Source organism: Ercella succinigenes (assembly GCF_900002895.1).
This window is the reverse complement of sequence record NZ_CDHP01000072.1, coordinates 53,681-66,715: the sequence shown is the minus strand read 5'-3', so window position 1 is coordinate 66,715 and position 13,035 is coordinate 53,681. Positions and strand designations below refer to the sequence as shown.

Sequence of the window (13,035 nt, the reverse complement as noted above, 5' to 3'; positions counted from 1 at the left end):
TTGAATTATTCATTTTGCCCAAGAATTATTCTGGCTTCTTCATCTCCAGCATTTGCTGCCATGGTTAAGTAAGCTCGTGCTTGTCCTTTTTTACCTTTAATAACAGAGCCGCCTTTGTCTTGCAGCATCTTGCCTGCATAGAGGGCGGCTTTACTATGCCCTGCATCGGCAGCATCGGCAAACCATTCAAAGGCTCTGGCATAGTCTTGCCGTACATCTTTCCCTCCATAATAATAATCGCCTAGTTTTTGCAATGCAGATGATTCATTACCAACATAATACAAAAGGCCTATCTTAAACATTGCCTCCGGATCTTGCTTTGCAGCCGCAGCTATCAAAGCATCGATTTCCTCTTCCTGTTGATTCTGCTTTGAGTCGATAGATGCAGTTTTGTCCTCTTTGCAGCAGTTGCTTTTGGCAGATATTATATTTTTTTCTGGGTCTACTTTTTGATAATGAGTGGTTAAAATATTCCAGATAACATCCATCTTTTGATAATATGGAGGAATAGTAATTCTCTTTCTTGTTTTAATGTCATCAACGAGTTTATCATTTATGACAGTTTTTTTCGGTTCACCATCATTATGGAGTTCTACGCTATCTATTTCACCTTGGACGATTATGGTCCCATTACTTTTCTTTGATAGGGACTTTATTCTCTTGATTCTATAATCACGAATTATAAAATCAGGATCATGTTCATCTCCCAAATTTGTACTGCTTTTGCGCCATACAGGGATACCGGATTCTGTGAAAAAGCAGTTGCACCTTCTTGCTTTTTTAACAGAGAAAAAAACAATTAGGCAACCCAACTGCAGAAACAAAAAAATCAACAAAAGAAACACAAATAATTCGAACAGTTGTTCTCCCAGACTTATTCCTCTTGCCGCTTTTATGTTGTACATACTAATCCAGCGGTAAATGATAAAAAGAGAGACGGCGAATCCAGGCAACATTGCTACCAAAAGTCTAATTTTTGTTTTTGCCCAGAATGCAGCTCCATCAAAGAGATGCGTCTGAGTGTCGTTGTTAAGCTCAATCAGATTTGATATCTTTTTTTTCATAGTACACCTGCTTTGCTTTTTATCACTGTGAAATCTACTAAGCAACAATTATCTTTTAAAACAAATTTGTTTTGCCAGTCAATTAATTATATATCATTTAGCTAATTAACTTCTATATATGCAATTGTTGTTCATACGGTCAAAGAAAAATCTATTCAAGTTATTATATGCTCACACGATACGCATTTTGCGGTATTTTTCCAGTAAAATATAGTAGAGTAAAAATTATTAATAATCACTTTGACCAATATTTATGCAATCAGAAGCGGTTCATAAAAGGAGGTATAGCAAATGTCTGAAAACAAAGCAAAACAAGCTGTTAATTTATCAAATCAACAAATTGAGGAGATTTTAGCGATTTTAGAAAAACGCTTTTTGAAACACATGCATAGACATGAGGGAATTAAGTGGAAAGATGTTCAGTCCAGACTTGAAAAAAATCCGGAAAAACTATATTCACTTTATGAGATGGAAATAACAGGTGGAGAACCTGACATAATAAATTATGACAAAGCAGACGATAAATATGTTTTTTATGACTTTTCTGCAGAAAGTCCTTCTGGACGCAGAAATCTTTGCTATGACAGAGAGGCCTTGGAGGCAAGGAAAAAGTTCCCTCCTTCAAATAGCGCTTTGGAGATGGCAGCAAAAATGGGAATTGAGATCCTATCGGAGGCTGAATACAGGGAATTACAAAAGCACGGAAATTTTGATACTAAAACTTCCAGCTGGGTTAAAACTCCTGAAAAAATCAGAAAACTAGGAGGTGCTCTTTTTTGTGATCGTCGTTATGATACAGTCTTTGTTTTTCATAATGGTGCAGACTCATACTATAGCAGCAGGGGTTTTCGTGGATCACTAAAGGTATAGGATAGGCAAAAATCTGCCAGTAAATATATTCTCACTCTCCCAGAGCACTGTAGCGAATACCCCATTCACTACGAAGGCCATCCATTAATTCCATTATTCTGATGGTTTCTGCATGCGGCATTTCAACACATTCTGTTTTCCCTGCTCTGATATCACGAACACAGGCATATACCTCATATTCATAGCCGGTAATTTGTTTAGGTGCAGGGTATTCAGCAACCTTCTCCCAGTCAAAATTATAAACTTTTATAATTTGAGGATTATTCACATTCTCTATTACCATGTACCCATTGTCTCCGTAAACAATGCCTTTTCGATCCGTCCTACTCATCATGCTGGCGTATAAAACAGCCATAACATCATTTTCAAATATCAGAGTGATGCTATCTTGAGCGTCAACACCTGTTTCTAATTTTGTCACCGACGAAGTTATGGATTTTATTTTTGTACCCAGAATCATTGAGGCAAAGTTTATCGGATACACACCCAGATCAAGCAAAGCACCACCTGCAAGTTCTGGTTTCCTAAGGCGTTCCACATGAGAAATTTTGTATCCTAAATTAGCTGTTAAACCAGTAACTTTACCTATTGCTCCATTTGCAATTAATTCATTTATTTTTAGAGAGAGCGGCATGTAACGGGTCCAGATGGCTTCAGTCAATAAAATATTCTTCTCTTTTGCAAGTTTTGTTATCTCTCTGGCCTGATTTGCATTTAGGGTAAAAGCTTTTTCGCAAAGAATATGTTTATTATATTTCAGACACAACTTCATATGTTCGTAATGATGAGAGTGTGGAGTTGCAACATAAATAAGATCTACTTCCGGGTCTGAAAGCATTTCTTCATAAGAACCATAAGCATTTTCAACACCATGCCTATCGGCAAAATCCTGTGCTCTGGTTAAATCTCTAGCCGCTACTGAATATGCCTCAACATCAGGTATACCTGCTATAGTCTGTGCCATTTTTTCTGCAATTCCACCGGCTCCTAAAAACCCAAATTTAATTCTATCCATTAAACATACCTTCTTCCTTGTCAAAATATTTCTACTATAGAAAATCTAAATAAATTAAAAATCTTTTTCAGATTTCATTTTTACTAACTATAATTATACAACTTTTAATCGTCCTGAGGAGATGATTGACGCTGTGCAAATGCTAAAATCCAGAATAGTTTTTCTACTTGACATAGTGAATTAGATATGCATAATAATAGTTATTAACCATAATCATTATTAAGAACAATTATAGTGTGATCAAATCTCTTATTAAAGTTTCGTAGTTTTAAAATAACAGGAGGAGAACAAAAAATGTCTGCTAAAAATAATTTTGAAAACAAAGCCAAAAATCTTATGGAACTTGTCAGCACTCTGTCTCTTTTTACAAGAATTACTATGAATGACTGGCTGCCATCCCTTTTTACCGAAATTAAACTTACCGAAGAGCGCTATATCGCAATGTACGAATTAAATCTCCAACCAGACATCAGTTTGAAAAAACTTTCTCAAAACTTAATGGTAGCACCTTCTAATCTATCGGTCATGATTAATTCAATGGTTGAGCAAGGACTTGTTTTGAGAGTTCCTGATCCTGATGATAGAAGAAAAGTGCTTTTAAGACTGAGCGAAAAAGGGATTGAAACATGCAAAAAAGCCGACAAATTTATTTTGGATCAATTTGGTGTTTTTATACACAAACTGCCTGCAGAAGATCAGGAAGAATTGAATCTGGCTACCGAAAAAATGATAAAGATCGCAAAAAAAATTATTGAAAGGCAGGCTAAATCAAAATGATCGATAAAACCTCGTCCGATTTTGCCGTAATGTCACCAGTTAATCTTCTTTTCAAGCACGGTGGACCAGCAGTTGTTTCTATGCTTTTTATGGCTTTCTATCAAATAATTGACGGTATGATTGTGGGAAGAAAACTAGGTGCAGAAGCACTCGCATCCGTAAATATTCTGTACCCTGTTATCGCTTTATTATCAGGGCTTGCAGTTTTGATAGGGGTTGGCGGAAATACAAGAATCGCTATTTTGCTGGGAGCAGGAAAAACAGAAAAGGCAAATAGATTTTTGGGTCTGGTCATGTCTATAGCAACAGTTATAGGTGTTTTTCTCAGCTTAATTACTTTACTAGGAATGCCACTCATTATGAATATACTGGGAAGCTCAGGTGAAATGGGAATTTTTGCCACAGATTATCTGCGTCAGCTTCTTCCTTTTTTCACTCCGATGGTTTTTATGTTTATTTTATCCCAGTCTGTAAGAAACGATGGACAAGCGGTTTTATCAAGTCTTGTAATGGCTGGTTCTGCCATTACAAACATTTTGCTTGACTGGTTCTTTCTTTTTATTCTTGATATGGGCATAGAAGGAGCTGCTCTTGCAACAGGCATTTCTCAGACAGCAGGAGCTTTTGTTTTTTTAGTATATTTCTTGCACAAGAAAACAAGCAAAAAACCAGGCTTATATATTGGCAGGCCGGAGTTTAAATTGAAATGGTTATTAGTAATAACCTTTAATGGATCTTCTGAGTTCTTCAATAGTTTAGCAGTAGGTGTAACAACTTTTTTGTTCAATAGGATGATTTTATTTTATGTAGGCTCTTCTGGAGTTGCAGCTTTTACTATTGTTCAATTCTTGCTTATGATAGGAATGGCATTTGTTATGGGTATAGGAAACGGTCTTCAGCCAGCTATAAGTTTTAATTTCGGAGCCAAATGCTTTGATCGAGTAAGATCAATATCTCTTACAGCAGCTTTCGCATCTACCTTTACAGGAATTATAATTTTTATTGTAATGTCTTTTCAGACAGCCCCTCTTTTTACACTTTTTCTGCCAGAAGATTTTGCAGCAATTACACTAGCAGCAGAAATCGCCAAATATGTTAAGTGGTCGGCTATTTTTATGCCTCTTGCTATGTTTGGTTCTATTTTTTTCACGGCTATTGAACAGGCTGGCAAGTCACTGTTTATCGCGATAGTCAGAAGTCTTCTGTTTCCAGCCATAATACTATCGTTTTTGCCAGCTCAGATCGGATCTATCGGGATTTGGCTCACACCTCTTTTGTCCGAAATGTTAACAGCTACTATTGTTATATTCTCAGCTGCTACTTATGTAGAAATATACAAAAAAGCCGCTTGTATTGATTAATATCAAAAGATTGTGATCAAACATCTGCATAGATATTAAATCAGATTCAAAGAATTAATATCCAGCTGGTAAGTTGAATCCTTTCTCTCAACTATTATGTTTACACGACCTCGCAACTCACCATTTTCCGTGATTTTATTCAAGAGCTCTCTGGTTGGATTGATAGCATAAGGGTTGCCAACCATATCCAGCATTGTGTAATCACCCGCAGTATCTCCATAAGCAAAACAAGCATCTAGATTCAAATCGTGCTTATCCGCCATTTCTAACACTGCTTCCCGTTTGCTGCGAGAATCCCACATCGGGATTATTTTACCACTGTACTTACCATCATCATCTATTTCGTATACTGTTGCTTTAAAATCATCCATTTTATATTTTGAAGCCATTTCACGAACCAATTCCGCAGGGGAACCTGAAATAGCAATCACGAGATGCCCCTGCTCTCGATGCCATTTTAGCTTATCACGTGTATATGTATATACGCGTTCATAATTTTGTTCAATCACTTTTTTGGCAATATAATTCATTAGATACGAATCAGTATTTTTTACTGCGTCAAGATAAACATCTACCATCTTCTGCAAATAGTGATCATATTCACCTACACGTCTGTTCCAACGTGTAAAAGCTGGTTTAACCTGAAAATGCCATTTGCTTTCATCGATCAATTCATATCTGACCATTTTGCGAAACAGCTCACTAATAAGACCTTCACGGGTTATTGTTCCATCTACATCGAAAAAAGCTGCACACCTGCTCATATCTTTATCCCCCTATTTTTTTTATCTAAAGCCTTGCTGGCTTAATATAGAGGCAACTGTTTTAACAAAATCCTCTTCTGCCCCCCAAGAGAATCTGAAAACCGCACCTTGTCCGCCACCAGCTCCGATTGCATCTACAGTTACCTGATTATTATTCTCGGTAATCACTGCTGTAAGACTGGCTCTGTTTGATGTACGCATATAATATTTATCAAAAACCAGAACAATTATATTGGTATCTCCAACCGTTCTACCTACGCTATCTACCAATTCACAGGAAAGAGCACTTCTTTGCATTCCTTGTTGAATTATATTTGCTATCGAATAAGCTGTGCCTTGTCCATACATAGATATCTTTGCCATTTTTATTCCTCCTGATACACAATTATTTCTTGTCTCGTTTTGTCCTTATTAATTAAAGATAGATTCATTTTTACATCTTTCATTCAAATTTTTCAATTAAAATCATTGAAAAAGCATATCTCTTTAAGATTATAGTATACTAAACTTGTTATAAGCAAAAATTAATGAATTTCAAATTAAACATTTACTTGCTTTGCTAAAATTGCAAAATACAACAATAGATTAAATCCAGAGGAGGAAGTACTATGGTTAATCAACTTTCCTTTATGGGGATGTTTTTTACATTATTGGTCGTCTTGATTACTCCTTTAATTCTAGCCATTCTATTATATAGACGTTATCGCTATCGCATTTCATCAATTTTCATAGGTTCACTGGTTTTCTTTGTCACTCAAATATTAATCCGTCTTCCTTTGCTAAGTGTAATCTCTTTAACAGACTGGCATCGACAAAATAGTAATAATGTGCTTTTTTTATTGCTGGTTTATGCCTTAAGTGCAGGTGTATTTGAGGAAAGCGGGCGTTTTCTGGGATTTAGATTTTTGAGAAAAAACAATCTGGATTGGAAAAATGCTGTAGCCTTCGGCATAGGACATGCCGGCATAGAAGCATTGGTATTAACAGGGTTGACTACATTAAACAACTTGATAATAAGCTTATTAATCAACACAGGAAGTTTTGCCACACTAATCGCGCCAGCGCTTGGGGAACAGGCAGATACTGTTTACGAAGCTTTAATATCTACACCTTCTTCTCATTTTTTCCTTGCAGGTATTGAAAGACTAGCAGTTTTCCCTATTCATATATTATTTTCAGTTATTGTCTGTCTTGCTGTTGCCAAAGGCAAGCCCCTTCTTCTTATTCTTGCAATCATACTTCACGGTCTGGTAAATGCTCCGGCCGCACTTATGTCCTACTTGAATTTGAGTGTTTGGGTAGTAGAAGGGATACTGATCTTGATGGCAGCAATTGCTATTATTGCTGCATTGAAACAGAAAAAATATTTTCCTGAAAATATTTCTGAAAAACCTCTTGCTCATGACGTAACGTAACGTTATATAATCTGCTTAAACAAAGGTGATCTGTCTTGAAATCCAGAAGATTTTATTGATTACCATTAAGCGGAGGTGATTAAATGTCAGAAATGCCAAAAACACTTTTTACTGTAGGAGAACTTGCCAGAAAAAGTGGTGTTACTGTGCGAACTCTTCAATACTATGACAAATGTGATGTTCTTAAACCGAGCAGTCACAGCGAAGGCGGCAGGCGTATGTATACCAGACAAGATGGGTTAAAGCTGCAGCAAATACTTTTTCTGAAAACATTGGGATTTTCGTTGGAAGAAATACGTGATCAGATTCTGCCGTCCTCCTCACCAAAAGAAATTTCCTATCTTTTGAAAAAGCAAAAGCAGATGATGGACGATCAGATTAAACAACTTCGTAATGGCAAAAAACTTCTTGATCAAACTCTCAATGAAATTGAATCAGGACAAACAGCCGAACTGGATAATTTATTTGCCATAGTTGGTGCTCTTATGCAAAACAACCCTTATGCTTTTATGCTCAGAAACATGCCCAAAGAAGACATCGTCTATTATGCTGATCAGATTGATCAAAGCAATAAACTTCGGCAATTAAATGATCAACTTAAAGACCTTACAGCCGAGCTTTTGCTTTTATACGAGAGAAAAGAGAGTCCTGATAGTCAAGTTTGTCAGATTATGGCTAAAAACTGGTGGGATATTGTGTTGGAACTTACAAACGGTGATCAGACCAGGATTACAGAAATGTTTGCCAAGGGTGCCGATACTTCAAATTGGCCTGAAGAGTCACATGATCTTCATCAAGCAATGGAATTACTGGGCGAAGCATTAAGCATTTATTTTGCTAGTCAGGGAATTGAAATGCCTGAGATATAGCATAGAAATACAGTATGTTATCAGGCTGAACAAACAATAAAAAACAGGAGTGCTTTTATAATGTTAAAAATAATTGAAAACCATAAAACTATGGTGCAAATCAAATCACTAACAAAAAAATATAACAATAAAGAGGTAGTTTCCAATATATCTCTAAATATTAACCAAGGTGAAATACATGGTATTTTAGGCCCTAACGGTGCCGGAAAAACAACCACTCTGGAATGTATGGAAGGAATTAGAAAACCTGATCAAGGAGAAATCATAATTTCTGGGTTTAATTCACAAAAGCAAGAAAAAGAAATCCGCAAACTGCTTGGTATACAGCTTCAAGTTTCGTCTTTACCAGAAAACATTCTACCTTATGAGGCAATGAAGCTGGTCTGTTCACATCACAAAATATCTGTCCGCTATGATCTTTTGGAAAGATTCGGACTGGCAGAACTGAGAAAAAAAGAATACAGACAAATGTCTACAGGACAGAAAAGACGGTTGCATCTTGCCTTGGCACTGTCAAATAATCCTGAGTTAATTATTCTGGATGAACCTACAGCTGGTCTGGATATACAAGGCAGATCCGAATTACATCGTGCTATTCGAGAATTAAAAGACCAAGGCAAAACTATTATTCTGGCAACTCATGACATGGCAGAGGCAGAGTCATTATGCGATCGTATTTCTATTTTGATAAAAGGCAGAATTGCCAAAACAGGAACCCCGGCTGAAATAACGGCAGCAGCACGAAATGAATCAAGAATACAGATAAAAACAGTTAATAATTCTCTTCTGCAAAACCCAACTATTAAATCCGGCAAGGCAAATTTTCAAAATCAGTCAGATGATTATGGTCTCTGGTTCAGTAATAATACATCAACAGACCTTATGTCTTTATTAGAGGAAATAGAAAAAAACAATGATCAGGTTGTCGATCTTCGTGTTTCAAAACCATCTCTTGAAGAAGCTTTTCTTGATCTGATTGAAGGAGGTACAGCATCATGAAATATTTTTTAAATCATTTATGGATTCAACTTAAAATGGATATTCGCGACAAAGGAACACTTTTAACATATTATCTCGTGCCACTTATTTTTTATGCAGTAATGAGCGCAGTTTTTTCTTCAGTTAATCCTGAAATGAAAGCAACATTATCGGCAAGTATGACAATTTTTGCAGTTACAATGGGTGCAGTTATTGGCATGCCCGGGCCATTAGTCAGAATGAGGGAATCCGGAGTATTAAGAGGTTTTCACGTTTCTGGAATATCATCAATAATGGTTTTTGCTGTTCAGGCAATAAGCGCAGCTATTCATCTAACTATCGTTTCTGTAATTATATTTTTTGCATCTCCCGCTTTTTATGGCGCACAAATGCCTACTAATATCTTTTCATACATAATTATTCTGATAATTCTTCTTTTTACTATGCTTTCTATCGGAATGTTAATCGGTTCAATCGCCAAAAGCCAATCTTTTGCCACCATTATGTCACAAGCAGTTTTTTTGCCAACTATGATGCTGGGCGGAATCATGTTTCCTGCCGATTTACTCCCCTCGCCGCTACAGGCTTTTAGTTATGTTATACCATCAACATATCTTATTGAGGCATTTAGCAATTCTGCCTATAATATGTCAACAAATATGCAAAGTATACCAGCACTAGTCATTGCTTTGGGTATAGGTTTCATAGCTTTAACAGCAACTATGATAAGATGCCGTTTGCTTTCCATAATCTGATTTTAATCTATTTTTTATCTCTGCTAGATGGCTAAGAATTCTTTTACCGATTATTCTTGACTCATATATTAATATGATAAAGAATGGCGGAGGTCAAAATGCGTAGAGTTATGATTGTGGATGATTCACTAATTATCCGGATAAATCTCAAAAAACTTTTTGAGAAAAATGGTTTTGAAGTCGTTGCTGAAGCAGCCAATGGTAGAGAAGCAATTGAAAAATTCAGAATTTTCCAACCTGATATTATCACAATGGATATTACCATGCCTGAAATGGATGGAATAAGCGCGCTCGAAAAAATCAGGCAGATGGATAGACATATACCGATTGTAATGATATCAGCTTTGGGACAGGAGCTGAAAATTCTTGAAGCTGTAAATAAAGGTGCTAATCATTTTATAGTAAAGCCTTTTCAGGAAATTGATGTTATCAAAAAAGTCGAGGACGTTTTAAGATCAGAGCAGGGGGTCAGATTAAATGCTGTTGCATCAAGATAACCCTGCAACTGCTACAATTAAACAATTTGTCAGACAGGCATCTATGTTTGATATCTCATCTATCGGCGAAACTATTAAAGCTCATTTTGAGAATAATCCACATGATGAAGGAGTAATTGTTACTGATGCAGTTTCTCCTGTTGGAATAATAATGCGCAGTAGTTTTTTCCAGAAGCTTGGCTCATTATACGGTAATTCACTGTATCTTAAGAGATCCATAAGTATCCTCATGGATACTCACTATATGACATCAGACATAAATGATCAGTTGTCTGATTTTAGTGCCATGGCAATGTCTCGTGAAGCCGGCAAAAAATATGATTATGCGCTGGTTTTTGAAAACCGCAGGTACGCAGGAGTAATAAGCATTCAGCAGTTTCTTGCAGAATTATCGCGCTTAAACGAGGCTCAGATAAGCCTATTAAAGGATCAGCACAGAAAATTAATTGGATTAAATGAGCAAGAGCAGAAACTACGAAAAAAAATAGAATATCAATCAGATGCAGTCAGAAATTTGCTGGACAATGCGGATCAGGGGTTTTTGTGGTTCGGACATGATCTGGAAATAAAAAAAGATTTCAGCTATAAATGCAGTGAGATTTTTGAGCAGAAAATAGGTGGATTAAATTATCTTGAGTTAATCAAACCTTTTTTTAGTGAGGAAAAGATCGAAGTATGCAGTCTTACCTTTAACAGTTATTTTGAAAACAGTTCACCTCTGACAGATAATGTCTACCTTATGCTGCTGCCACAAGTCTGCATAATCAACCAAAAGCATATTAAATTACAGTATAGAAGGATAGAGCATAAAGGGAAAAAGGCTCTGATGATCATGCTAAGTGATCAGACAGAAAAAATAAAAATGCAGGAAGAACTTGAACAGGATCGTTATCGACAACGATTGATCATTAAATCTTTTAGCTCACAAAATCAGATCCGGCAACTGCTTGATGATATAAAAGAGACACTAAATGGAGCCTGGAAAAATTTTATTTTAGATAGTAATGATCGGTTAGAAGGTCTTAATTCCTTGTTTCGCATAATTCACACCTATAAAGGCGAGCTAGCACAATACGGATTCATGCAGTCATCTGATATTATTCACAAATGCGAAGACGATCTTATGCAAGTTTTGCAGTCTGAGGAAAAAGCAGAGTATTCACAGATTGAAAGCATTATGAATAAGTATACCGCAGATACTGTTTTGCAAGCAGATCTAAACACAATTCGAGAAATGTCAGGGCCTGATTTGTTTGCTACAGAAGAAAAACTATTAGTAGATGAAAATAAAATCCAAAATATAATTAAAATAATCGAAGATGAGAATAATGTTTTGAATCGTCAACAGATCATCCGACTAATATCTAGTCTGAAATGTCAAAGCCTAAAAAAATTATTCGAAGATTATCGAGATTATCTAGGTTGGCTCTCCGGTAGATTAAATAAAAGTATGCCTGCCTATGTGGTTGACGGCGACGATGTAGAAGTTGACCCTTTAGCGGTTAAAGATTTTTTGCAGACTATTGTTCACGTTTTTCGCAATTCTATTGACCATGGTCTTGAAAATGACGAAGAAAGACTGGAAGCAGGAAAACCTCTTGGCGGATTAATCGAATGCCTTATAAGCAAAACTCAAGATAATATCATAATTTCCATACGTGATGATGGTCGGGGTATAAATATAGAAAAAGTTAGAAAAAAGGCGATACAGCAAGGAATTCTAAACAGTCAGCAGGCCATTGAAATGAGAGAACAAGATCTTGCCCGGCTAATTTTCACCGATTGTTTTTCAACATGTGAATCTGTTAGCAGCACCTCGGGGCGAGGCGTTGGAATGTCAGCAGTTCGTGCCAGCTGCGAATGCCTGGGAGGCGATATTGAGGTTAAAAGTCAATTGAACAAAGGTACGTCTGTGGTCTTTACATTACCCGTGAACAGCTGCTGTATGTAATTTTAACCTATCAGATCTTGAAGATAATTTATTTACTAAAAAATTAAACAGGGAGTCTAAATACATATGATAATTAAAATGAACAAAGAATCATCTGAGGTTTTTGTTAAAGCCTGGAATACAATATTAGCTGATGTAACCGGTCAAGAGCTGTTGCAGGCAGATATAAAACCGATTACAAAATCAGAAAGAGAAATATGTGTTGCAATGGGGATGACAGGAGATATTAAAGCCAAGATACTTTTAGGAATGGACGAAACAACCGGACGTACGCTTGCAACATTAATGCTTGGCGGAATAGAAATGGATAATATGGACGAAATTATCCCAAGCGCAATAGGCGAACTCTGTAATATGGTTATGGGAACTGCCTGTTCAGATTTCAGTAAGTTTAATACAAATGTAGATATTACACCACCTGTCTTGTGTCAAATTAAAGAAGAACAACCAATACAGACAGAAAAAGCAGATTCTGCATACAGAATAGACTTGAAGCTAAAAAAAGACAGTCAGATTGATTTTAATGTTTCTATATGTTCTTAAAGCTTCAAATGAAGTTATTATAGGATTCGCCATTTAAATACTAAACAATCTGCATATTCGATAGATTTTTATCAATATAACCACAAAACGAGAGATCCTGCACGTTTTTACCACCATAAAACGTGCAGTTTTTCACATTTTAAGTACTTACCGTGGAATTATGCTATAATCTGACT

14 protein-coding genes are annotated in these 13,035 nt (G+C 36.2%); 10 read left to right on the top strand and 4 right to left on the bottom strand.

Annotation, left to right across the window (positions count from 1 at the left end; genetic code table 11):
- Positions 1-5: 5 nt before the first annotated feature.
- Entirely contained in the window at positions 6-1,064 is a 1,059-nt protein-coding gene (locus AC0KSB_RS14885) for a tetratricopeptide repeat protein (protein WP_472310552.1), read from the bottom strand.
- Positions 1,065-1,355: 291 nt separating this feature from the next.
- Here AC0KSB_RS14885 and AC0KSB_RS14880 point away from each other — a divergent pair, with 291 nt between their 5' ends.
- The gene (locus tag AC0KSB_RS14880; RefSeq protein WP_472310550.1) at positions 1,356-1,934 is read left to right on the top strand and encodes a DUF4256 domain-containing protein; all 579 of its coding nucleotides are present in this window, start codon (positions 1,356-1,358) and stop codon (positions 1,932-1,934) included.
- Positions 1,935-1,965: 31 nt separating this feature from the next.
- Here AC0KSB_RS14880 and AC0KSB_RS14875 read toward each other — a convergent pair whose 3' ends face one another.
- Positions 1,966-2,949: a Gfo/Idh/MocA family protein gene (locus tag AC0KSB_RS14875; protein WP_472310548.1), complete on the bottom strand. Its 984-nt coding sequence runs from the start codon at positions 2,947-2,949 to the stop codon at positions 1,966-1,968.
- Between the two features lie 294 nt (positions 2,950-3,243).
- On the opposite strand from AC0KSB_RS14875, the gene AC0KSB_RS14870 reads away from it, so the two are divergent.
- Together AC0KSB_RS14870 and AC0KSB_RS14865 are read left to right on the top strand one after the other, a co-directional pair.
- Positions 3,244-3,726 carry a MarR family winged helix-turn-helix transcriptional regulator gene (locus AC0KSB_RS14870; RefSeq protein ID WP_472310546.1) on the top strand — a complete coding sequence of 161 codons (483 nt, stop codon included), beginning with the start codon at positions 3,244-3,246 and terminating at the stop codon, positions 3,724-3,726.
- Positions 3,723-5,087, top strand: coding sequence for an MATE family efflux transporter (locus tag AC0KSB_RS14865; protein ID WP_472310544.1), 1,365 nt, complete (start codon positions 3,723-3,725; stop codon positions 5,085-5,087). The genes AC0KSB_RS14870 and AC0KSB_RS14865 overlap by 4 nt, the downstream gene beginning before the upstream one ends.
- Positions 5,088-5,122: 35 nt before the next feature.
- Here AC0KSB_RS14865 and AC0KSB_RS14860 read toward each other — a convergent pair whose 3' ends face one another.
- Together AC0KSB_RS14860 and AC0KSB_RS14855 are read right to left on the bottom strand one after the other, a co-directional pair.
- On the bottom strand, positions 5,123-5,851 hold the full coding sequence (locus AC0KSB_RS14860) for an HAD family hydrolase (RefSeq protein WP_472310542.1): 729 nt from the start codon (positions 5,849-5,851) through the stop codon (positions 5,123-5,125).
- 21 nt (positions 5,852-5,872) lie between these two features.
- Complete coding sequence (locus AC0KSB_RS14855; protein WP_472310540.1) at positions 5,873-6,214, bottom strand: DUF6054 family protein; 342 nt, start codon at positions 6,212-6,214, stop codon at positions 5,873-5,875.
- Between the two features lie 245 nt (positions 6,215-6,459).
- On the opposite strand from AC0KSB_RS14855, the gene AC0KSB_RS14850 reads away from it, so the two are divergent.
- The 7 genes from AC0KSB_RS14850 (at position 6,460) to AC0KSB_RS14820 (ending at position 12,859) form a co-directional block, all read left to right on the top strand.
- The gene (locus tag AC0KSB_RS14850; protein ID WP_472310539.1) at positions 6,460-7,266 is read left to right on the top strand and encodes a YhfC family intramembrane metalloprotease; all 807 of its coding nucleotides are present in this window, start codon (positions 6,460-6,462) and stop codon (positions 7,264-7,266) included.
- A gap of 83 nt (positions 7,267-7,349) precedes the next feature.
- Positions 7,350-8,135 (top strand): MerR family transcriptional regulator, encoded by a 786-nt coding sequence (locus AC0KSB_RS14845; protein ID WP_472310538.1) that lies wholly within the window; start codon positions 7,350-7,352, stop codon positions 8,133-8,135.
- Positions 8,136-8,195: 60 nt separating this feature from the next.
- The gene (locus tag AC0KSB_RS14840) at positions 8,196-9,134 is read left to right on the top strand and encodes an ABC transporter ATP-binding protein (protein ID WP_472310537.1); all 939 of its coding nucleotides are present in this window, start codon (positions 8,196-8,198) and stop codon (positions 9,132-9,134) included.
- Entirely contained in the window at positions 9,131-9,868 is a 738-nt protein-coding gene (locus AC0KSB_RS14835) for an ABC transporter permease (protein ID WP_472310536.1), read from the top strand. Before AC0KSB_RS14840 ends, AC0KSB_RS14835 begins: the two co-directional genes overlap by 4 nt.
- 98 nt (positions 9,869-9,966) lie before the next feature.
- Positions 9,967-10,365 (top strand): response regulator, encoded by a 399-nt coding sequence (locus AC0KSB_RS14830; RefSeq protein WP_472310535.1) that lies wholly within the window; start codon positions 9,967-9,969, stop codon positions 10,363-10,365.
- Positions 10,346-12,316, top strand: coding sequence for an ATP-binding protein (locus AC0KSB_RS14825; RefSeq protein WP_472310534.1), 1,971 nt, complete (start codon positions 10,346-10,348; stop codon positions 12,314-12,316). The genes AC0KSB_RS14830 and AC0KSB_RS14825 overlap by 20 nt, the downstream gene beginning before the upstream one ends.
- A gap of 66 nt (positions 12,317-12,382) precedes the next feature.
- Entirely contained in the window at positions 12,383-12,859 is a 477-nt protein-coding gene (locus AC0KSB_RS14820) for a chemotaxis protein CheX (protein WP_472310533.1), read from the top strand.
- Positions 12,860-13,035: the final 176 nt, after the last annotated feature.